The following is a 20,590-nucleotide window of genomic DNA, read 5'->3' on the forward strand; positions in this document are numbered from 1 at the left end:
ACTGTTTTCTAAGTGCTAAATAATCTTCATTATAGGCATCACGTTGTTCAGATGAGAGTGTCTTATCACTCGCACCCAGTGCTTTTTCTTTCATCTCAATAAGAAGATCATTGGACACTTCATGTGCTGAAATGGCTATATCTACCACTGAACGTGCACGATCAAGAGATTCCAACACAACTCCAAGAGAAGCAACCTCGGCCCGCATACCTTGTGCAATCGCAAAGATGGCTCCGTCGTCTTTGGCACCTGCCACTTTAAGGCCCGTATTTATACGTTCCTGACTCACCGCCAAGGATGAATTGGTTTTGTTAAGTTGTTGAAGTGCAATCATAGCACCGCTATTTGTGTTAACACTCACCACAATGATGTCTCACTTCTAAGACAGAAAATACATATAAATATCAATTAATTGCCAAAACTGCGCCCCAACCAATATCAGCCAGAGCGCAATTTTCTGCTTATTCTTATCTAAAGAAAGATAGCGCCAATCCAGAAGATTGGTTCGCAATAGATAGAGCCTGCACACCAAGCTGTTGCTTAGTTTGTAGCGATTGTAGTTTCGCAGATTCTTTTGCAAGGTCAGCGTCAACCAGATTACCAATACCAGCTTCCATAGCATCAGATAATTTAGTCACGAAATTTGAATGTGTTTCTAGTGCTTTAGAACCAGTACCCAAACGTGCCAAAGCAGCATTCACATTGTCGATTGAAGTTTCAAGTGCAGCAATTTGTGTTCCAGCTTTAGTCACCGTGTCTATTTCTGCAGCAGCAGAAAGAGTCACAACACCACCAGATAGAGCTAAGTTTTCCGCAGCAACAGTAATTGTGCTTGTACCATCTGTGTTTGCCAAAGCAACAATGTCAGTCGCACCAGATTTCAACAAGTTTGCACCGTTAAATTCTGCGTTGTCTACGATTGTTGTGATTTGATCACGAAGCGCTTTAAAGTCTTCATTATAGGCATCACGTTGCTCAGTTGTAAGTGTGTCGTCTTTTGCACCAAGCGCTTTTTCTTTCATCTCAACCAAGAGATCAGAAACAGCTTCACCCGCTGCAACAGCTGTATCAACAGTTGAACCTACGCGGTCCAAAGATTGTTGAACAACACCATAAGAAGCAACATCTGCGCGCATACCTTGAGCGATAGCGAAGATCGCACCATTATCTTTCGCGCTAGCGACTTTCAAACCCGTGTTAATACGAGATTGAGTTGTTTCAAGTTCGCTGTTTGTTTTGTTAAGTTGCTGAAGGGCAACCATTGCGCCATAGTTTGTGTTTACACTCGTCATTTTGACGTTTCCTCTTTACGGAATAAAAGAGCATTTTGCTCTCAGAAGCGTTTTGCTTCCTAAATAGACGCGCCCTGATCATATTTATAATCAGGGCGTGAATGCGTTTAAATTTATCTGAAGAAAGATAGCGCCAATCCAGAAGATTGGTTCGCAATAGATAGAGCCTGCACACCAAGCTGTTGCTTAGTTTGTAGCGATTGTAGTTTCGCAGATTCTTTTGCAAGGTCAGCGTCAACCAGATTACCAATACCAGCTTCCATAGCATCAGACAATTTTGTGACGAAATTTGAGTGTGTTTCCAAAGCTTTAGAACCAGTACCCAAACGCGCCAAAGAGGCGTTCACATTGTCAATTGATGTTTCAAGCGCAGTAATCGCAGCACCCGCTTTTGTCACTGTGTCGATGTCTGAACCAGCTGTTAGTGTAATTGTTGTACCAGCTAGAGAGAGATCTTCCGCAGCAACAGTAATTGTGCTTGTACCGTCTGTGTTTGCCAAAGCAACAATGTCAGACGCACCAGATTTCAACAAGTTTGCACCGTTAAATTCTGCGTTGTCTACGATTGTTGTGATTTGGTCACGAAGCGCTTTAAAGTCTTCATTATATGCTGCACGTTGCTCGGTTGTAAGTGTGTCGTCTTTTGCACCAAGTGCTTTTTCTTTCATCTCAACCAAGAGATCAGAAACAGCTTCACCCGCTGCAACAGCTGTATCAACAGTTGAACCTACGCGGTCCAAAGATTGTTGAACAACACCATATGAAGCAACATCTGCGCGCATACCTTGAGCGATAGCGAAGATCGCACCATTATCTTTGGCGCTAGACACTTTCAAACCCGTGTTAATACGAGATTGAGTTGTTTCAAGTTCGCTGTTTGTTTTGTTAAGTTGCTGAAGGGCAACCATTGCACCGTAGTTTGTGTTTACACTCGTCATTTTGACGGCTCCTTACTTGGATATGTATAAAGCATTTTGCTTTCAGAAGCTTTTTGCTTCCAACATGACCTACGCAAAGAAGATGCCAGTTCAATTAGTTAATAAAAAACAGCGCGTTGCCAACAAACGCGTCAATATTCGTTAATGAGACTAGTGAAATTTATGGTTTACAAGAATTTAGCATAAAATTTGCCGAGTATTTACTAGGCAATACTTTCCCGTCGGCAAAACCTGCTAGGTCTGTCGCGGGCACAAAAAAACCGCCCCGAACCATTTCATTGGTTCAACATGGCGGATTCGTCATCAGACGCGCGTTTTGCGCACACGAAACAAACGGAAACGATACCTCTATTTTGGATCAAGATCCAAAAAGGGAGGCGGTTCGGGCGAAACTATAGCTTCGCCCAGAACCGAACGCCTTCTAACCTTGGAAGAGCGAATTAATAATAGCTGGTGCTTGGTTCGCAATCGACAATGCCTGCACACCCAATTGTTGCTTCGTTTGCAACGATTGAAGAGCTGCACTCTCTTTTGCCAAATCGGCATCAACCAAATTACCAATTCCAGTCGTCAATTGATCTTCCAGCTTGCCGACGAAAATATTGTGTATTTCGACAGACTTTGCTGCAGTCCCCAAACGTGCCAAAGCAGCGTTCAAATTCTGTAGAGAAGAAGACACAGCACCCACTGCGGCAGTTGCCAAAGTGACTGTGTTGAACGATTGAGACGAAGTAACTGTCACAATTGTCCCACTTAATGAAAGGTCTTCGCCGGAAACCGTCAATGTGGATGTACCATCCTGATTGGCGATTGCCCCAACTTCAGTAACAGATCCATTAATAAGGTTTGCGCCATTAAATTCGGCATTCCCTACAATTTTCCCAATCTGATCCCTAAGGGCGACAAAATCCTCGTTATAAGCTGCACGCTGTTCTGTCGTCAGAGTTGCATCTGTCGCAGAAAGCGCCTTCTCTTTCATATCAATCAACAAATCCGAAATTGCTTCACCGGCAGAAAGTGCCACGTCAGTCGTTGACTGAACGCGATCCAAACTCTGTTGGGCAACACCAAGACCTGAAACTTCCGCGCGCATACCTTGGGCAATGGCAAAAATTGCACCATTGTCCTTAGCGCCGGCAACTTTCAAACCGGTGTTAATCCGTGACTGAGTCTCTGCAAGTGACATATTCGTCTTGTTAAGTTGTTGTAGAGCGATCATCGCTCCGCTGTTTGTGTTTACCGACAATGAAGCCATCGGAGAAATCCCTTTCATTCTGTAAGGAGGCGGCATATAGCCACCGAACATTTTGTTCGTGCTAATCGAAGCAAGTATCGGGCCAATACATCAAATTTTATGCAAATTTATAACAATTTGAATTTATTGGATTTTATGTACACAAACATCCTATTTCAGAACCTATCCCGGTAAAGAATTCCGCCCTTCTAAAACAAATAGGAAATATCGACCTAGCAAGGTGAAAATCATGCCTATTCTTGCATTGAAAAACACGCCTCAGTCTGGCACTGAAGACCTAAAATGAGATATCAAATATTATTAAGACCGTTCGCTATTTAAGGAATTCCGTACCATGTTTGATGCCGTGCTATTTGATTGTGATGGCGTTCTTATAGACACGGAAATGCTGGCACTGGATCTTGAAGTCGACTTCTTAGCCGCCAATAATTTTCATTATGACCGAATGGATTTCGCCCGTGCATTCATAGGTATGGATGGAATAGCGATGCGGGCACAAATGGCGCGCGACTACGAAGCCCAGCACGCTCGCCCTATTCCTCCCACCCTATTTGATGACATGTGGGCCGCAAGAGATGCTCATTTCAAAACCCACCTAACAAGCATCGCTGATGCAGAAAAAAGCCTGACAGCATGGACCGGTAAAAAAGCAGTCGCATCATCATCTAAAATTGAGCATTTAAAGACAAATCTTACCCAAATGGGTTTAGCCCATTTTGTCTATCCCCATGTCTATTCGGCCGATCAAGTCGAACGCGGAAAACCTCATCCTGACGTTTTCTTATTCGCTGCAGAAAAACTGGCCGCTAACCCCCAAAAATGTCTAGTGATCGAAGATAGTATAAACGGCGTCAAAGCCGGATGTGCTGCTGGCATGACCGTTTGGGGGTTTCTTGGCGGAGGGCATGTCTGGCCAGAATTGACAGATCAATTACAATCCGCAGGCGCGCATGATATTGTTTCATCGCATGCGCAATTAGCTGAGAAGCTAAAAAAAGCTTCTCAAGAGAAGACCAAGGAATAATTCAATACGTGCTCTTCTAAATTATATATGAAACAAACTTGTATTAAGCTGCCGCAGTAGACCCATCGCTAGACCCATCGTCAGGCGTACCCTGCCCTTTGGCGGTCGCAAGCCCTTGCATGATATTGCGATTAATATCAATCAGAGTTTCAATTTCGCTACGATTGCGCGACGCTTCAGAAGTGTGTCTATTCACAAAAAGCGAAAGTGAAATAATCCCCGCACGCAAATCATCCGGCAATGCATTGCCAGGTTGCGCGCAGTCCATCGCCATCGCGTTCCACACTTGACGATTCTTATCAAGCGACTTCACAACTTTGGAGATTTCATGTTTCTCCGCTTTTGTAGCTTCCATTAAATCACGTGTCACTTCAGCAAAAAGCCGAAATTCAACATCACGCGGGTCTGCGGTTCTATTGGCCGTCTTCTGGTAGGCTTGGATTGACATTACCCAAAATTTCCTCTTCGTACGCGATCAATTTACGACAGCGCCCTAGCGCCTTGTAATAATCGCCACCCATCACATCGCGTGAAAGTGAAACACATTCCTTGAGTATGTCCGCATTTGAAATTGCGTTCATAAACTCGGTGATGCGCAAGACAAATTCTTCATATTGCTGCCCCCTTGGTGTTCCACCGTCTAAATACATCATCATCACAGGGAAATAGATGTGCTTAGCTGGTGTCGTAACATCGTCAGGCTGCATAATGTCTTTTTCACGCAGGACCGAAGCCTTATTTTGTAAGAGCATGACACAACGACGATCACCGTTTTGAAGCACTGCGCCATTTACGACGAACTTCTCTTGCGGTTTCAACGATAGTTTTAGTGGCATGGCCTCTGACCTCGAATTTCTGGCGTTTCTCGCCTTATGGGGCCCACTGTAATGCGCGTTTATTAACGACTGATTGAGCAATTACGAAAACTCAAGTTTCCAGTTTGTTAAAATAAATCATGCAAACACTTTATAAGTAGACGCAGCAAGTAGACACAAAAGGCATGCTAGCATGAATGAAATCGCACACCGGATAGGTCAGGCTGAAGGCGCAGTTGGCAATATTTTAACGTCGCAAGTTATCAGTGATGCGAGCAAGCTTAGTATCAATGCGTCCTCCCCGAAGATAAAAAAACTTAGAAGACACTGCCGCAAGGCAGCCCAATTCCTAAAGGAAAACAAATACACAGAGGCGCAAACAGAAGCCCTCGCTGCGCTAGATATAGACGAGAACAACTCTCTGGCCAGCCATATCGCGGCAATCGCACTAGATCGACAAGATCATTATGAATTAGCGCTTAAATTCTATAATCGTGCTCTACAGGCAGACACAGGCAATGCAGAAATCTATCGCAATATCGGCCTGCTCGTCTGGAGAATGGAAAAGCTTGACGCAGCCGAAAAATTCTTCCGCCTAGAAGGACAAATTGCACCAGATGACTGGCAAGCCAAAAACAATTTAGGAAATGTTTTGCGCGATAAAGGCCAATTGGATGATTCAATCGAACTTCTGCGAGCAGCGCTCTACCAACACCCTGAGCAATCCGAACTGTGGACAGCAATTGGGTCGACAGCAATTTATCAGCTTCAAACACAAGAAGCTATCCAATTCCACCAAGAAGCTATTCGATTAAATCCAGAATCAGCGCGCGGTCATCACAATCTGGGTTTCACCCATTTAACCGATGGAGACCCTGCTCAGGCCGTTGAACATTTCGATCAAGCACTCCAATATCATACTGAAGGCTCATTTGATCAAATTGCCAGTCTCAATGCACGCTCCAACGCATTGCTTGCATGTGGTCGCATAGAGGAAGGCTGGAAAGAATATGAAATTCGACTCAACAAACACGCTCCAGATTATGTTGATTTTCTAGTTCCCCTTCCCCTTTGGCAAAACGAAGACATAACCGGAAAGAAACTCCTTCTCATCGGTGAACAAGGTCTGGGAGATGAAATTCTATTTGCATCCATGCTCAATGACGTGACAAAACTGGTTGGCCCTGACGGTAAAATCGGTGTTGCGGTTGAGCCTCGCCTTGTTGAACTTTTCAAAAGATCATTTCCTCAAATCGAGGTTTTTTCGCATAAAACCGGTGTGATTGCCGGCATAAAGAAACGCGCCGTCATAGAGCAAAAAGACATTGAAAATTATGATGTTTGGGCCGCATTGGGAGCGCCACTTAAGCATTTGAGAAATGACTTATCAAACTTCACCCAACCTTCTGACGGTTTTTTAAAGCCAGATGCAGACCGCGTTGCATTTTGGAAAGCTGAATTAGAAAAACTTCCCGCAGGCCGCAAAGCTGGTATCCTTTGGAAATCAGGCATTATGGATATTAAGCGTGGCCGCAACTTTGCTGGCTTTGATGCTTGGAAACCTGTGCTCGAAACCCCCGGCATCACATGGATCAACTTACAATATGGTGATGCAGAAGCTGATCTGATGCGCGCAAAAGAGAAATTTGGAATCCAAATTCACACCTTGCCCGATATAGATCTGAAAAAAGATCTAGATGACATCTCAGCATTAAGCCAAGCACTCGATCTTATCGTCGGCCCAATGAATGCAACGACAAACCTAGCCGCAGCGTCAGGTACACCCTTCTGGCTATTATGGCCTAGAACGGCTTGGACGCAATTGGGAACAGGGCAAATGCCTTGGTATCCGAATACCCGCACTTATTCCCCGCAGGAATTAAAAAATTGGACACCCGCTATTCACGCATTGGCCGGTGATTTGCGAGCTGAAACTGAAAAACTAGGCAAAGAAAAAGCAGCTTAATAGCTGCTCTTTCAAAACTTAAACATCTGGCATTATGCAAATGGCAGACTTAATCAAAACCTGTTTTAGGTTTGAGACTCTGGCATACGAACAATCAATCCATCCAGATCATCTTTAACGGTGATCTGACATGAAAGCCGTGAATTGCTCTCAACGCCTTCGGCAAAATCAAGCATGGATTGCTCCATATCGTTTGGCGCGCCAACTTTATCCATAAAGCTAGCATCAACATACACATGGCAAGTGGCACATGCACACGCACCACCACAATCAGCATCAATTCCGGGTACATTTTCACGAATAGCTGCTTCCATCACAGATGAGCCGTTTTTCGCATCAACTGAATGCTCTGTTCCATCATGCTCGATATAAGTAATTTTAGCCATTAGTGCACATTCTTTCATCTTAAATGCTCATGCAGCTTGTTTCATGAACATCAATATTTTGGTATTCTCAACCTAGTGTTTGGTGTCAGTTTACCCTGAGCGCAAGATGTATAGAGCAAGAAAACTTTATGCAAGCCTGATCGCTTGAACAAAAATACATCAACTCCGCATGAGAAGCACAATGCAAGACTTGTATCCCTCGCCTAGTTTTGTCATCAAGGTTAACTATGATTGCCATTCTGCTTCGCAAAGCTATTTAAAACCATGACAATTCACGCACCAAAAATTGTATTTTCAATCGCCGATGAAGCCGAGACATTCGCACTCGCAAAGCGTATCGCCCCGCTATTAAAAGCGGGGGATATCATTGCCCTCAACGGAGATTTAGGTGCAGGAAAAACAACTTTCTCACGCGCCCTGATACAAACATTATTGGACAACCCAAACGTGGATGTCACCAGCCCAACCTTTACCCTCGTGCAAACATATGAAAGCCCAAATTTTCCTATTTGGCATTATGATATGTACCGCATTGAAGATGAAAGTGAACTCGACGAACTGGGTTTTGAAGACACAATAGATGGCCTAGCTATTATCGAATGGCCAATCAGAATGGGTGATCAATTGCCTAGCTACCGCCTTGATATACAAATAGACTTCACAAACACTGGCCGCTCAATTTCGCTCATTGGCCATGGCGAAGAATGGAACACACGCCTTGCAAAACTCTCCTGACACCTCCCGAGAAGCCCTGCGCGTCGCGTTTCTAAATGCCAATAATTGGGGAGATGCTCAGCGCACCCCTCTCGCCGCAGATGCATCGACGCGCCGCTATGAACGCCTCAGCCGTAATTTGGGCAGTGAGCAAGTTATGTTTATGGATGCACCGATCCTCGCAGAAGGCGCGCCTTGTCCAGTCGATGCAGATGAAACCATCCGCAATCAAATGGGCTGGAATGCACAATCTCGCCTCGCAGCCTCTCGGGTTGAAGCTTTTGTCGCTATAGCAACACACCTAAATGCTATTGGCCTGTCAGCTCCCAAAATCTTTGCTTATGATTTAGAACATGGCTTTGCATTGCTGGAAGATTTTGGCGATGCCATCTTTGCGCGCGTCATTGAAAAAGGCGAGAATGAACCACGTCTCTATGCCGCCGCTGCCAAAGCTTTGGCAATTGTGCACCAAATCCCTGTGCCGCCTACCTTGCCTGCCGGTGATGTCAGCTGGCCCATCCTCAAATTTGATCGTTTAGCTTTATCCGTCAATGCAGATTTGTTTGTGGATTGGATGCCCTCCTATGATCCGCAAACACACGTCACCGATACAGACCGTTCCAACTGGGAAACTGCGAAGCAAAACTTAATCGACCAAGCCCTCTCCTTTCCGCGCGCCCTTATCATGAGAGACTATCACGCAGAAAACTTAATCTGGCTTCCAGAAAGAACAGGCGCAAAACAAGTTGGTCTGCTAGACTTTCAAGATGCTGTTCTTGGCTGGGGGGAATGGGATTTCGCAATGCTGCTTCAAGATGCTCGCAGAAACGTCACGCAAACTGCCGCAGAGGCTGCCATTCTATCCTATCTTGAGGAAACAGGCGGAGAGCGTGAAGAGTTTGACAAACGCCTCGCAGTGCTAGGTGCCCTCAATGCACTACGTGTCGCTGGTGTATTTGCGCGTCTGGTGAAGCGCGATAGCAAACCCAAATACAGTAATTTCCAGCCACGCCAGTTGAAGCTACTCGCTCAAAACCTGCAACACCCGGCCTTGGCTGAAATGAGAGATGTATTCAAATCAATTGCCCCTCATATACTGGAGCTTGCTTGATGACGATCAAAACTGCGATGCTAATGGCAGCCGGCATGGGCACACGTATGCGCCCGCTCACCGATAATTGTCCCAAACCCCTTATCGAAGTTGCAGGCCGCACGCTGATTGATCGTACACTTGATAATCTGGTCGCTGCTGGCATTGAGCGCGCAGTCATCAATATACACTATCTCGCCGATATGGTTGAAGCTCACCTCAACACCCGTTCAGATATCGAAATTTTATTCTCCGATGAACGCGATGAATTGCTCGAAACTGGCGGCGGTGTTGTCAAAGCTCTTCCCCTACTCGGCGATAATCCTGTGTTAATCTGTAATACAGATGCATTCTGGCTCAATGATGATGCCAAAACCATCGGTTCATTGATCACAAATTTTGACCCCGCCAAAATGGACAGCCTCTTATTGCTTGCCCGTCGCGAATATTCACTCGGCTATCACGGCAAAGGTGATTTTGACCTCAATGACGACAACACGCTGATCCGGCGCGGCGACAATCCATCAGCACCCTATGTGTTTGCCGGCATGTATGCCTTTAACCCCAAAACCATTACCCACCTCAAAGCCGAGAAATTCTCTGCCAATATCTATTGGAATGAAAGCGCAAAAGCCAATCGACTATTTGGCCATGTTATGGCGCCTTTCTGGATGCATGTAGGAGATCCAGAAGCGGTTAAGGATGCAAGCGTTCTGATCCAAGAAGGAAATAGCTAGCGCATGACTTCAGCCCCGATTGACGCAAAAGATATTTTCAACCAACCCAATCCGCGTATTTTCACAATACCGCCAGCGACAAGCTTCCTGAATGCTTTAGCCAACACGCTCAGTGAGAATTTGGGCCTAAAAGACAATCCAGCCGCATTAACGCAAACAGTCATTTTTTGTCCCAATAAACGCTCCTCTCGCGCGATAGCTGAGGCTTTTCATAAACTCGCCATAGGGTTTGGACACAAAGCGCTTCTTGCACCAGAAATTCGCGTATTGGGGGATTTAGAAGATGACCACACCATCGCCCCTATCGGTGTTTCAGAGCTAGAGCTAGGACCAGCGCTCTCTTCAGGACAACGGCGCGGCACCTTAGCCAAACTCGTACAATTTTGGAGCACAAAAGCCTATGGTGCCCCTCTTCCACCCCGCTCAGCCATCGCTGCCGCAGATCAACTTGGAAGCCTGCTAGATCAATCCGCTATGGGTGAAGGAACAGACTGGAGCAAACTGCAAGGATTGGTAGAAGATTCCGACCTTGCTGCCCACTGGAAACAATCTGCTGATTTCCTAGAAATCATCTCGCAAGCATGGCCCGCCCACCTTGAAGAACAAGGCGCAACCGACCCAATGGCCCGCCGCGTCGCAGCCGCACGCACTCTCGCCAATAATTGGGCAGCCAGACCGCCCCAACATCCCATCATCATTGCCGGATCAACAGGAGCCACGCCAGCCACTCGCCTCCTAATGCAGGCGGCCATGAACCTGCCCCAAGGCGCTATAATCCTCCCCGGTCTTGATCCAGATATTTCCGAAGATGCTTGGAAAGCAATCGCATCCAGCCCTAGCCACCCGCAATACACTTTGCGACGCGCCTTGGGTAAATTAGGTGTAGATAAATCCAGCGTGCTCAAATGGCCCGGCGCAATCGAAACACCAAACAACACAGCCCGCCGCAAACTGATCAATGAAGCGCTTGCGCCAGCCTCCACCACAAAAAGTTGGACCAAACGCCTTGAATTTCTCGCGGGTGAAAACACACCCGAGCATTTGGTCAATTCCGGCCTCAAAGGTCTCAGCCTGATAGAAGCTGAAGATGAAGCCGAAGAAGCGCTCGCCTGTGCCCTTCTCTTGCGCGAAGCCCTTGAGACACCCGGCAAGACGGCTGCCCTCGTTTCGCCTGATGGGTCATTAGTACGACGCGTCTCAGCTTTGATGACGCGCTGGGGCGTCGATATCCCGCCCTCCTCCGGTACGCCATTCATGCAAACCCATCACGGCTCTTTGTTTGCGCTCATGTTCCAATGGCTGCGCGATGAAGGTGATCCGGTGCAATTGCTTTCTTTGCTCAAACATCCACTCGTGCGCGTGGGTTGGGATGAAGACAACTACCATTCTGCTCTGGTCGAACTTGAATCTCACAAAAACGAATTTCGTGAAGACGGAACTGTACGCGGACCACGCAGATACGACACACTAGATGAACTCGCAGACCGTTTAGGCATGCAAAAACGCGCACAATCTGCACAATTAATTAGAGATTTAGCCACAGCAGCACGACAGTGCGAGATCAGACCTTCAACAATGGCTCAAGACATTGATGGCAATGTCTTTGCCCGCGCCTGCGCCCGTCTTGCCGAACGTTTGGTCAGCACAGAGGATGAAACAGGCTCAACGCGGTTATGGCGCGGTGTTGAAGGCGCACAAACGGCTAGATATCTGGAAACATTAGCAGAAATTGCTGCTGAATTAGGTCCAGTTCCACCTGATTTATGGACAGAATTTGCCGAATCTATTGCTTCTGAATCTGCAATTCCGCCCAAAGGCGGCGAGCATCCCCGCCTCGCCATATGGGGACCACTAGAAGCGCGCCAACAAATGCGCGATGTCATAATCCTCGCCAGCCTAAATGAAAACTCTTGGCCTGCCGCAGCAGCCGCAGATAGCTTTTTGCCAAAGCGCTTGCGCAAAGATTTAGGCTTACCAGATCCAGAAGAACGCCTCGGCCTATCTGCCCATGATTTTGCGCAATTAGCCTGCGCACCTGATGTGAAACTCGTGCGCTCCAAACGTGTTGACGACAAACCATCCGTCGCATCGCGCTGGTTATGGCGCCTCAACACACTTGCCGCTGGAGGGCTTGGCTCTCCTGAAGCGGTGCAAAAAGCACTTGAACCAGAGCCAAAAAACAATCCACTCATCTGGGCACGCTCCATGCGTAAAGCGCGCGACTACACCCCAATCCAAGCGCCCACCCCAAGGCCACCAGTTGATGCGCGTCCAACCAAATTTTCGGTCTCCCGCGTTGCCCGCCTCATACGTGACCCATACGCCGTTTATGCATCAGACGTTTTAAAGCTTAATCCAATGCCTGCTGTTGGCGCGGAATCTGGCCCCGCCGAACGCGGAACAGCCATTCACGCAGCCGTTGAGAGATATGAGCTTGAAGGTGGTCAAGTTATCGATCTCATCACAAAAGAACTCAAAAAAGCTGGAGAAACAGACACAGCGATAGAGTTAAACCGTCCGCTATGGTCGCGCGCCGCCGATGCTTATATTGCTTGGCGCAATGAGAGAGAAACAAACATTCGCGAGAAGCATTTAGAAATCGAAGGCGAGCTCACATTTGAAATCTCGGGTCGTAAATACCGTCTCACAGCCAAGGCCGACCGGATTGACCTGCTCAAAGACAATACATTTGCGATCATAGATTTTAAGACCGGTACGCCCAAAACAAAAAAACAATTGCAATCAGGTCTAGAACCGCAATTACCGCTTGAAGCAGCGATCGCAGCCGGTGGTGGTTTTCCAAAACTGCCTACCGCAGACACATCCCAGCTTATTTATGTCTCCCTTGCGCCCGGTGCAGCCTCAACAAAGGCCGACAATGGAAAACCCGTAAAACTTGATGAAGGCCCAATGGCAGAAGCACAAAAAGCGCGTGAAGGTTTTATCAAACTCGTACAATCTTACGCCACGATCAGCCAAGCTTATTATTCCAAACCGCGTGCTGAGTTTTCATGGGATGTATCTGATTATGACCGCCTCGCCCGACGCGATGAATGGTCCTCTGACGCAGGAGATGGCGCATGAGCGAGACGACTTCTTGGCCAGATTACGAACACACAATTAAAGGCCAGTTCGATGCCGCCACCCCAACGCATTCAGCATGGGTATCTGCCAATGCCGGATCTGGGAAAACCAAAGTCCTGATCGACCGTGTGGCCCGTCTGCTACTCAATGGTGTTCAGCCTGACGCGATTATGTGTGTGACCTACACAAAAGCCGCTGCTTCCGAAATGCAAGGGCGATTGTTTAAACGTCTTGGTGGCTGGTGTGTTGCCGATGACAAAGCGCTTGCCAAAGAGCTTGCCGAGCTTCAGGCACGCAATATCCGTGAATACACACAAGAAGAGCTCGGCAAGGCGCGTGAACTCTTCGCGCTCGCGCTAGAAACACCCGGCGGATTGCGCATCGAAACCATTCACGCTTTTTGTGGACGCCTCCTCAGACGCTTTCCCCTAGAAGCAAATGTCGCCCCCGGCTTTAAAGAACTCGACGATAATGACGCCTCCCGCCTTTGGGAAATCGCCATGGCAAAACTGGCGGAAGAAGCTGCATTTGAAGACCCAAGCAAAAGCGAAGAATTAAAAGCAGCACTTAAAACAGCTGCGCTCGCGGCTGGCGGCAATGGCCTTGCAGGCCCGCTGCGTTCTCTTTCCTTCAAGCAAGCAGCTATCACTAAGTTCATTCATAAAAGTGGCGGATTAAATAGCGCGCTTTCAAGCCTAAAAAACGCTTTAAACGCGGGCGATGACAGCGTTGATCAACTCATTGAATACGCGATGGGGCCAGCCTTTCCCAAAGAGAAAATCAGACCCTTCATTTCAGTGTTGTATGATGGTGCAAAGACAGATCAAGCAAGCGCTGAAATCCTTGAACAGACTTTGCTCGCCAATACACCGCAGGAGGCATTTTCTCACTATAAAAACTTGTTCCTGACATCTTCAGAAGTATTCAGGAAAACCAACCCTTACACCGTAAAAATCGCCAAATCTTCACCTGAAATAGAAGCTCTGTTCCAGATAAAATCCATTCCAGAAGGAGAAGAAGTTTATCGCGTCCGCAATTTATTAGAGCAAATAAACGCCCGCGCAGCCTATGAGCGCTCCGCCGCCCTTTTGCGGATATCAAACATTGTATTCTCTGATTATGCGCGCCAAAAACGCCGCCGCGCAGCAATGGATTTTGATGATCTGATTGAAAGCGCCGCAGGCCTGCTTACAACACGTTCTATGGCGCAATGGGTGCTATGGAAACTTGAAGGCGGGTTATCACACATCCTGCTAGATGAAGCGCAAGATACTAGCCCAGAGCAATGGAAATTGCTCAATGCGCTCACAGCAGAGTTTTTCTCTGGCGAAGGCGTTGAACACGAAAACCCGCGCACAATGTTTGTGGTGGGAGATGAGAAACAATCTATCTACTCCTTCCAAGGGGCAGACCCAGAAAAATTCTTGTCAAAACGTCAAGAATTTATCGAAGACAGTGAAAAAGCAAAACAGGAGAATAAAACACCCGACATTCTCATGTCTTTCCGGTCCGCACCGGAAGTTCTAGCATTTGTCGATGAGGTTTTTGATACAGGCGCTTTTGAAGGTGAAGCGGCATTTTCTCTAAAACCGCCTGAAGACGGCAATATCATGCGCCACCTACCTTTTCGTAGAGGACATGTCGGCAGCGTCGAACTTTGGCCCCTCTTACGGCCCAAAGTAAATGATGAATCAACACCCTGGGATGCACCTCTTGGGCAAGACTTAGAAACAAACCCAAAGGCAGAATTGGCCGATCGCATTGCCAAATGGGTGAAAAATATCATTGATACAAAGCAAGCAATTTTTGATGAAGGAAAAATGCGCCCCGCGCGCCCCGGCGATGTACTCATACTGGTTCGCGGACGCAAGGGTGGTTTATTTGATGCGATCATAAAAGCGCTAAAAACCAACAACATACCCGTTGCTGGTGCAGACAGAATTGAATTGCTTGATTCGCTTCCGGTTCAAGATTTGCTCAACCTGATCCGCTTTGCACTCTGCCCTGAAGACGATCTAACACTGGCTGAAATTCTGACCGGACCATTTGGCGGCCTGAACGAAAATGACCACCTCTATCCACTCGCTCATAATCGCGGTGACGAAAGCCTTTGGTCGCGTGTGTTGAAAAGTGAAATGCCTAGCATTCTGCCCGTTCGGGAATTCCTTCTAGGGTGTCTAGAACGTCGCCACATTCAACCATATGAATTTCTAACGGCTGTTTTAGAAACACAAGGCCATGACGGAATGGACGGTTGGCAGAAAATACAATCTCGTCTTGGCCCTCCAGCAAAAGAACCAATGACAGCACTTATGGATCGCGCCGCAGGCTTTGATGCCAAAGGCCCCTCTTCGCTTCAGCTTTTCCTTGCTACAATTGAAAAATCCGGCGGCGAAGTAAAACGGGAATTATCAGGCCCACAAGATGAAGTCCGCGTGATGACGGTTCACGGCTCCAAGGGACTAGAAGCACCTATCGTGATTGTCCCCGACACATGTGCTGCGACAAAATCCGGCGTTGATAATAATCTATTAATTACCGGCGAAGACGATGGCTCAGGTTGTGTTGAAGGTATGCCAGTTTGGTCAGGTTCAGCCAAGCAAGACACACCACTTGCGGCCAAACTACGCCTACTCGCTGATTCACGTGCCACACGTGAACATCGCCGTCTCCTATATGTGGCCTTAACACGCGCAAAAGACCGTTTGCTTATTTGCGGGCCATGGTCTGGTGGCGTTAAAAGCAAATCAGGACATTCAGAAACATCTTGGTTTGCTATCTGCCACAAAGCCATGCAGCGGTTGGCTGACAAAGGGCTGGCGCAAATCATTGACGACCCCAATATCGAACCAATAGAGGGTGAAGATAAACCCATTGCCTACCAGTTTGGCGCGTCTCAATATACAGATAATGACGCAATTACCGAAAATGATGAATTAGATTACATCCCTGATTGGATCGGCAAAACCGTGCCACACGAAAGTGGCGGCAGCCGCTATGCAGCTCCATCGTCCCTTTTGGGAGAAGAGCCTGCCGTCCTGCCACCTTTTGTAAAATCGCAAGAAGAACGTCTAAAGCGCGGACGGCTCATACACACCCTATTGCAAACCTTACCAGATATCCCCAAAGCAGATTGGAAAAAGCAAGCCATGCATTTCCTTGGTCGAGATCCGTCCATCAAAGCTGAAGACCGCATAGAAATGTTTGAACGCGCGATCGACGTTTTGAATGATCCAAAGTTTGATCCCATCTTTGGAACAAACAGCAAAGCCGAAGTTCCCATCGTTGGCGGTAATGATAAAAAACTTCCTAAAGGCATGCTCATTAATGGTCGCGTAGACCGCTTGGTTGTCACCGATGAATCTGTGCTAATTGTAGACTTTAAAACCGACCGCCCTGCACCAGCGCGTGAGGAAGATATGGGACCAACTTACACTGCGCAAATGGCAGCATATCGCGCTGTGCTCGAATCAGCTTACCCAAATAAACAAATCAGATGTGCAATTGTCTGGACAGATGGTCCTAAATTGATGGAATTAGATGCAGACAGGATGGACACTTCTTTAAACGCCCTGTTTCACTGACATGAGAGAAGTTTAACACCGTTTAAAGAAAAGCTTGGGTGTAAATTTTCAGAATATGCACTATCTGGAAGATAATAGGTTTCTAACGGAGACAAAACAATGACCGTGATTGACACGACAGACGACAAATTTGACGAAGACGTTATCCAATCAGAAGGCACAATTATTGTGGATTTCTGGGCAGAATGGTGTGGCCCTTGTAAGCAAGTCAGCCCTCACCTTGAAGCGCTTGCCAAAGAAAAAGAAGGCGAGATCAAGATTGTGAAAGTCAATGTGGATGAAAACCCAATGACTTCAGGTCGCTTTGGTGTTCGCGGCATGCCAACTTTGATGATTTTTAAAGATGGTAAAGTGGCTGCAACGCACCTTGGTGCAATGTCGAAAAGCCGCATCGAAGAATGGGTTGCTGAATCAGCATAAATATTCGAAATTATCTACAAAAAGCCTCTCAAACCTTTGTTTGCGAGGCTTTTTTTATATCAGACAATTGGTTCTTCATTCAAAGCCAGAACCACGCCCGCCAAATAAAGTGACCCGCAAATATAAACGGTATCAGCTTTAATATCACCCAATTTCGCAATAGCGCTTTCTAGCGATGGAATGGCTTGAGCACTGACTTTAAAACTCTGCGCGATCTCAACAAGTTTATTTGGATCAGCCCCCAAACTACCTTCTTGCCCAGTATCTGTTGGTAAAGATGTCATCACAAATTGAGACACATAGGGCGCTAATTCAGCAATTATCTTTTCTGCATCTTTATTGCCTTGCATTGCCATCAAAATAATTGGTTTTGCTTCATCAAATTCCAATTGTGATTTTATAGCCTGCGCCAAAACTTTAGCTGCTGCTGGATTGTGCGCACCATCTACAACAACCCGCCCGCCAATCACCTTTTGTAGAGGACCGCTTTTTAACGTTTGCATCCTTGCAGGCCAGCTAGCTTCGCGCAAACCAACAGACATTGTAGCCTTTGTAACATGAGGCAAACCAAGCACATTAAGTGCCGCACATGCTGCCCCAGCATTCATCCGTTGATGCGGACCAGCCAACCCAAGCCAAGGTGCTCTGACAGTGCCGGAATCATCTTCAAAAACAAAGCTTTGATCTTCAAGACTGTCTTGCCAGTCACGTTCTGCTAAAACGACATTGGCACCTTTATCTTTTGCCGCCTCAAGCAGAGCTTGTGTGGCATCATTCTCAGTCTGCTGAGATATGATAACAGGAACATCGGAGCGCATAATGCCAGCTTTGGTGCGCGCAATTGAGGGTATATCTGATACACCGAACATGCGCTCGTGATCACGGCCAATACTTGTTATGATACAGGCTGAGGGACGCGCCATAACGTTCGTTGAATCTAGCTCACCACCCGCCCCGGTTTCAACAATGCATAAATCAGCTTGAATTTGGCTAAACAATAGGAATGCAGCAGCGGTCAGCGCTTCAAAATATGTGAGATCACAGCCCGTATCTTCAACACGCTCCAGTGCTGCAATTAATTCATCATCTGTGACCAGCCTACCCGCCACGCGGATACGTTCATTCACACGAATTAAATGCGGCGATGTGAAGACATGCACGCCAAGATCAGAAGCCTCTGCCATAGAGCGCAAAAACGCTGCGACAGACCCTTTACCGTTTGTTCCTGCTATATGAATTGTAGGCGGCAGTTTATTTTGAGGATCTCCCAGAGATGCTAAAGCCTGCTTTATACGGTCTAGCCCGAACCGAATATCAACCCGGCCTCTTGGATCCTTAAATGCCGCTAATGCAGCATTTAAGGCATTATCCTCAGTCACACTCAAGATTACTCGTCAGTCTTAGGTGCAGCTTTTGATTTTGCCTTACTGCGAGGTTTCGCTTTCGTAGCAGCAGGCTTCTCTTCGACGATCTCGTCAACTGCCGGCGCTTCTACTTCAACAACTTCGTCAGGAGCAGCTTCTGCTTCAGCAGCTTCTAGTTCTTCCACATCAGCAACAGCTATAGGTTCAACCTCCGGAAGTGGCTTACCACCCATGAGCATAGACAATATCTGACCAAGTTTTGCAGGTAGATCGCGGCGGTCTACAACCATATCCACCATACCGCGCTCACGTAGGAACTCAGCCCGCTGAAAACCTTCGGGTAATTTTTCACGTATCGTTTGCTCGATCACACGTGCACCCGCAAAAGCAACCATTGCCTCAGGTTCACCAATGTGAATGTCTCCGATCATGGCATAAGAAGCAGCCACACCGCCCGTGGTCGGGTCCGTGAGCACGACAATGTATGGCAAGCTTGCGTCTTTTAATTCTGTGATCGCGACTGTCGTTCTAGGCATTTGCATGAGAGACAACGCTCCCTCTTGCATACGTGCACCACCAGAAGCCGTGCAAATAATCAAAGCTGATTTTGTTTCAAGCGCTTTTTCTGCAGCAGTAATGAAAGCTTCACCCGCCGCCATTCCAAGCGATCCGCCCATAAAAGCAAAATCTTGCACCAACACAACCGCATTCTGTTTCCCGATTTTACCAATCGCTGCAGCCATACAGTCTTCGCGACCAGTTTTAGCGCGGGAAGATTTCAATCGATCCACATATTTACGGTCGTCTTTAAATTTTAAAGGGTCTTTGACTACTTCTGGCAGTTCGAGCTCTTCATACTCACTACCATCAAACATGCTTTTAAAACGCAAATCTGGCCCAACACGTAAATGCGCGCCAGCAGGCGTAACGAAGAGAGAGGCTTCCAGATCGTCCTTGTAAACAAGATCTCCAGATTTAGGACATTTAATCCATAGGTTTTCCGGCGTGTCTTTTTTTCCAAACACGTTCTTCAGGCCCGGTGGCAGATTTGTTAGCCAGCTCATCTGGTCATTCCCTGTATTCTAATGTTCATCTTATGATCGACTTTCAGCAATTGCATCCGAAAGCACCTTTACCAGCGTCCCCATACGCCTTGGTGCATCAGACGGCATACCTGCTTCAACAGCCATACGAACTTCTTCAACAATAGCAGAACCAACAACAACGCCATCAGCTAGCCGAGAAAATTCAGCTGCCTGCTCGGCTGTTTTGACTCCAAAACCTACAGCAACTGGTAAGCCAGATGCATTTTTTGCGCGGTCTACACCCGCTTTAATATCTGTTTGCGCACCTGTTCCTGCGCCAGTAATCCCAGCAACAGACACATAATAAACAAAACCTGATGATCCATTGGCAACCGTTTCCATACGCGCTTGCGTCGTCGTCGGTGTTGCCAGACGAATAACGGCGAGTTCCAAGTCTGCAAGGTATCCGCGCAATTCCGCATCTTCTTCAGGTGGTAAATCAACAGTGATAACACCATCTACACCAGAATCTGCGGCCGCCTCTGCAAATGCCTTATACCCCATTTTATGGATAGGGTTTGCATATCCCATGATAATTAGCGGAGTATCTTGATTTGTTTCGCGGAAACGTTTTGCGACAGACAAAACATCCGCCAACTTCGTTCCTGCTTTTAGGGAACGTTGAGCCGCTTTTTGAATAGCCGGACCATCTGCCATTGGGTCAGTAAAAGGTGCGCCCAGTTCAATGATATCCGCACCATTCTCAGCGAGCGCTTGAGCTGCCTCAAAAGATGTTTCCAGATCTGGATCACCACACATCATATAGGTCACAAACGCTGCGCGGTTTTGTGTTTTAGCTTTTTCAAAAGCAGCAGATATACGGGAAATAGGCATAA

The 20,590-nt window shown here is 47.1% G+C and carries 18 protein-coding genes; 8 read left to right on the forward strand and 10 right to left on the reverse strand.

The features are described 5' to 3' along the window. The 4 genes from AC5EF3_RS02265 to AC5EF3_RS02280 all read right to left on the reverse strand — a co-directional run. Positions 1 to 364: flagellin (locus tag AC5EF3_RS02265; RefSeq protein WP_493546870.1), on the reverse strand; the 364-nt coding region annotated here is incomplete at its 3' end. Positions 365 to 467: 103 nt separating this feature from the next. Then, positions 468 to 1,292, reverse strand: a complete 825-nt coding sequence (locus tag AC5EF3_RS02270) for a flagellin (protein ID WP_493546871.1) — start codon at positions 1,290 to 1,292, stop codon at positions 468 to 470. Positions 1,293 to 1,405: 113 nt separating this feature from the next. After that, entirely contained in the window at positions 1,406 to 2,230 is an 825-nt protein-coding gene (locus AC5EF3_RS02275) for a flagellin (RefSeq protein ID WP_493546872.1), read from the reverse strand. Between the two features lie 421 nt (positions 2,231 to 2,651). Further along, positions 2,652 to 3,485 carry a flagellin gene (locus AC5EF3_RS02280; protein ID WP_015828160.1) on the reverse strand — a complete coding sequence of 278 codons (834 nt, stop codon included), beginning with the start codon at positions 3,483 to 3,485 and terminating at the stop codon, positions 2,652 to 2,654. 334 nt (positions 3,486 to 3,819) lie between these two features. Between AC5EF3_RS02280 and AC5EF3_RS02285 the strand changes: the two genes are divergently transcribed. Beyond that, positions 3,820 to 4,509, forward strand: a complete 690-nt coding sequence (locus tag AC5EF3_RS02285; RefSeq protein ID WP_493546873.1) for an HAD family hydrolase — start codon at positions 3,820 to 3,822, stop codon at positions 4,507 to 4,509. A 43-nt stretch (positions 4,510 to 4,552) separates the two neighbouring features. Here AC5EF3_RS02285 and flaF read toward each other — a convergent pair whose 3' ends face one another. Further along, positions 4,553 to 4,957 (reverse strand): flagellar biosynthesis regulator FlaF, encoded by a 405-nt coding sequence (flaF, locus tag AC5EF3_RS02290; RefSeq protein WP_015828162.1) that lies wholly within the window; start codon positions 4,955 to 4,957, stop codon positions 4,553 to 4,555. After that, entirely contained in the window at positions 4,923 to 5,345 is a 423-nt protein-coding gene (gene flbT, locus AC5EF3_RS02295) for a flagellar biosynthesis repressor FlbT (RefSeq protein WP_015828163.1), read from the reverse strand. Before flbT ends, flaF begins: the two co-directional genes overlap by 35 nt. Before the next feature lie 172 nt (positions 5,346 to 5,517). On the opposite strand from flbT, the gene AC5EF3_RS02300 reads away from it, so the two are divergent. Next, positions 5,518 to 7,290: a tetratricopeptide repeat protein gene (locus AC5EF3_RS02300; protein ID WP_493546874.1), complete on the forward strand. Its 1,773-nt coding sequence runs from the start codon at positions 5,518 to 5,520 to the stop codon at positions 7,288 to 7,290. A 65-nt stretch (positions 7,291 to 7,355) separates the two neighbouring features. On the opposite strand, the gene AC5EF3_RS02305 is transcribed toward AC5EF3_RS02300, so the two are convergent. After that, the gene (locus AC5EF3_RS02305; protein ID WP_015828165.1) at positions 7,356 to 7,676 is read right to left on the reverse strand and encodes a 2Fe-2S iron-sulfur cluster-binding protein; all 321 of its coding nucleotides are present in this window, start codon (positions 7,674 to 7,676) and stop codon (positions 7,356 to 7,358) included. A gap of 264 nt (positions 7,677 to 7,940) precedes the next feature. On the opposite strand from AC5EF3_RS02305, the gene tsaE reads away from it, so the two are divergent. From tsaE to trxA, 6 genes are all read left to right on the forward strand, one after another. Beyond that, complete coding sequence (tsaE, locus tag AC5EF3_RS02310; protein WP_493546875.1) at positions 7,941 to 8,411, forward strand: tRNA (adenosine(37)-N6)-threonylcarbamoyltransferase complex ATPase subunit type 1 TsaE; 471 nt, start codon at positions 7,941 to 7,943, stop codon at positions 8,409 to 8,411. Further along, positions 8,395 to 9,501: an aminoglycoside phosphotransferase family protein gene (locus tag AC5EF3_RS02315; RefSeq protein ID WP_493546876.1), complete on the forward strand. Its 1,107-nt coding sequence runs from the start codon at positions 8,395 to 8,397 to the stop codon at positions 9,499 to 9,501. Before tsaE ends, AC5EF3_RS02315 begins: the two co-directional genes overlap by 17 nt. Continuing rightward, positions 9,501 to 10,217 carry a nucleotidyltransferase family protein gene (locus tag AC5EF3_RS02320; RefSeq protein WP_493546877.1) on the forward strand — a complete coding sequence of 239 codons (717 nt, stop codon included), beginning with the start codon at positions 9,501 to 9,503 and terminating at the stop codon, positions 10,215 to 10,217. The genes AC5EF3_RS02315 and AC5EF3_RS02320 overlap by 1 nt, the downstream gene beginning before the upstream one ends. 3 nt (positions 10,218 to 10,220) lie before the next feature. Further along, entirely contained in the window at positions 10,221 to 13,301 is a 3,081-nt protein-coding gene (gene addB / locus AC5EF3_RS02325; RefSeq protein ID WP_493546878.1) for a double-strand break repair protein AddB, read from the forward strand. Beyond that, on the forward strand, positions 13,298 to 16,885 hold the full coding sequence (addA, locus tag AC5EF3_RS02330; RefSeq protein ID WP_493546879.1) for a double-strand break repair helicase AddA: 3,588 nt from the start codon (positions 13,298 to 13,300) through the stop codon (positions 16,883 to 16,885). The genes addB and addA overlap by 4 nt, the downstream gene beginning before the upstream one ends. A 99-nt stretch (positions 16,886 to 16,984) precedes the next feature. Then, positions 16,985 to 17,305 (forward strand): thioredoxin, encoded by a 321-nt coding sequence (trxA, locus tag AC5EF3_RS02335; RefSeq protein WP_015828171.1) that lies wholly within the window; start codon positions 16,985 to 16,987, stop codon positions 17,303 to 17,305. 59 nt (positions 17,306 to 17,364) lie between these two features. Here trxA and AC5EF3_RS02340 read toward each other — a convergent pair whose 3' ends face one another. From AC5EF3_RS02340 to trpA, 3 genes are read right to left on the reverse strand one after another with little or no spacing between them, the layout of a single operon-like run. Further along, positions 17,365 to 18,684: a bifunctional folylpolyglutamate synthase/dihydrofolate synthase gene (locus AC5EF3_RS02340; protein WP_493546880.1), complete on the reverse strand. Its 1,320-nt coding sequence runs from the start codon at positions 18,682 to 18,684 to the stop codon at positions 17,365 to 17,367. Positions 18,685 to 18,692: 8 nt separating this feature from the next. Then, positions 18,693 to 19,733 (reverse strand): acetyl-CoA carboxylase carboxyltransferase subunit beta, encoded by a 1,041-nt coding sequence (locus tag AC5EF3_RS02345; RefSeq protein WP_015828173.1) that lies wholly within the window; start codon positions 19,731 to 19,733, stop codon positions 18,693 to 18,695. Between the two features lie 30 nt (positions 19,734 to 19,763). Beyond that, the gene (gene trpA / locus AC5EF3_RS02350) at positions 19,764 to 20,588 is read right to left on the reverse strand and encodes a tryptophan synthase subunit alpha (protein WP_015828174.1); all 825 of its coding nucleotides are present in this window, start codon (positions 20,586 to 20,588) and stop codon (positions 19,764 to 19,766) included. Positions 20,589 to 20,590 lie beyond the last annotated feature (2 nt).

The organism is Hirschia sp. (assembly GCF_058892565.1).

Excerpts from the sequence above, each read along its gene's own strand:
- AC5EF3_RS02270 (WP_493546871.1), bottom strand. The coding sequence starts at position 1,292 with ATGACGAGTGTAAACACAAACTATGGCGCAATGGTTGCCCTTCAGCAA.
- AC5EF3_RS02275 (WP_493546872.1), bottom strand. The coding sequence starts at position 2,230 with ATGACGAGTGTAAACACAAACTACGGTGCAATGGTTGCCCTTCAGCAA.
- AC5EF3_RS02280 (WP_015828160.1), bottom strand. The coding sequence starts at position 3,485 with ATGGCTTCATTGTCGGTAAACACAAACAGCGGAGCGATGATCGCTCTA.
- AC5EF3_RS02285 (WP_493546873.1), top strand. The coding sequence starts at position 3,820 with ATGTTTGATGCCGTGCTATTTGATTGTGATGGCGTTCTTATAGACACG.
- flaF (WP_015828162.1), bottom strand. The coding sequence starts at position 4,957 with ATGTCAATCCAAGCCTACCAGAAGACGGCCAATAGAACCGCAGACCCG.
- flbT (WP_015828163.1), bottom strand. The coding sequence starts at position 5,345 with ATGCCACTAAAACTATCGTTGAAACCGCAAGAGAAGTTCGTCGTAAAT.
- AC5EF3_RS02300 (WP_493546874.1), top strand. The coding sequence starts at position 5,518 with ATGAATGAAATCGCACACCGGATAGGTCAGGCTGAAGGCGCAGTTGGC.
- AC5EF3_RS02305 (WP_015828165.1), bottom strand. The coding sequence starts at position 7,676 with ATGGCTAAAATTACTTATATCGAGCATGATGGAACAGAGCATTCAGTT.
- tsaE (WP_493546875.1), top strand. The coding sequence starts at position 7,941 with ATGACAATTCACGCACCAAAAATTGTATTTTCAATCGCCGATGAAGCC.
- AC5EF3_RS02320 (WP_493546877.1), top strand. The coding sequence starts at position 9,501 with ATGACGATCAAAACTGCGATGCTAATGGCAGCCGGCATGGGCACACGT.
- addB (WP_493546878.1), top strand. The coding sequence starts at position 10,221 with ATGACTTCAGCCCCGATTGACGCAAAAGATATTTTCAACCAACCCAAT.
- addA (WP_493546879.1), top strand. The coding sequence starts at position 13,298 with ATGAGCGAGACGACTTCTTGGCCAGATTACGAACACACAATTAAAGGC.
- trxA (WP_015828171.1), top strand. The coding sequence starts at position 16,985 with ATGACCGTGATTGACACGACAGACGACAAATTTGACGAAGACGTTATC.
- AC5EF3_RS02345 (WP_015828173.1), bottom strand. The coding sequence starts at position 19,733 with ATGAGCTGGCTAACAAATCTGCCACCGGGCCTGAAGAACGTGTTTGGA.
- trpA (WP_015828174.1), bottom strand. The coding sequence starts at position 20,588 with ATGCCTATTTCCCGTATATCTGCTGCTTTTGAAAAAGCTAAAACACAA.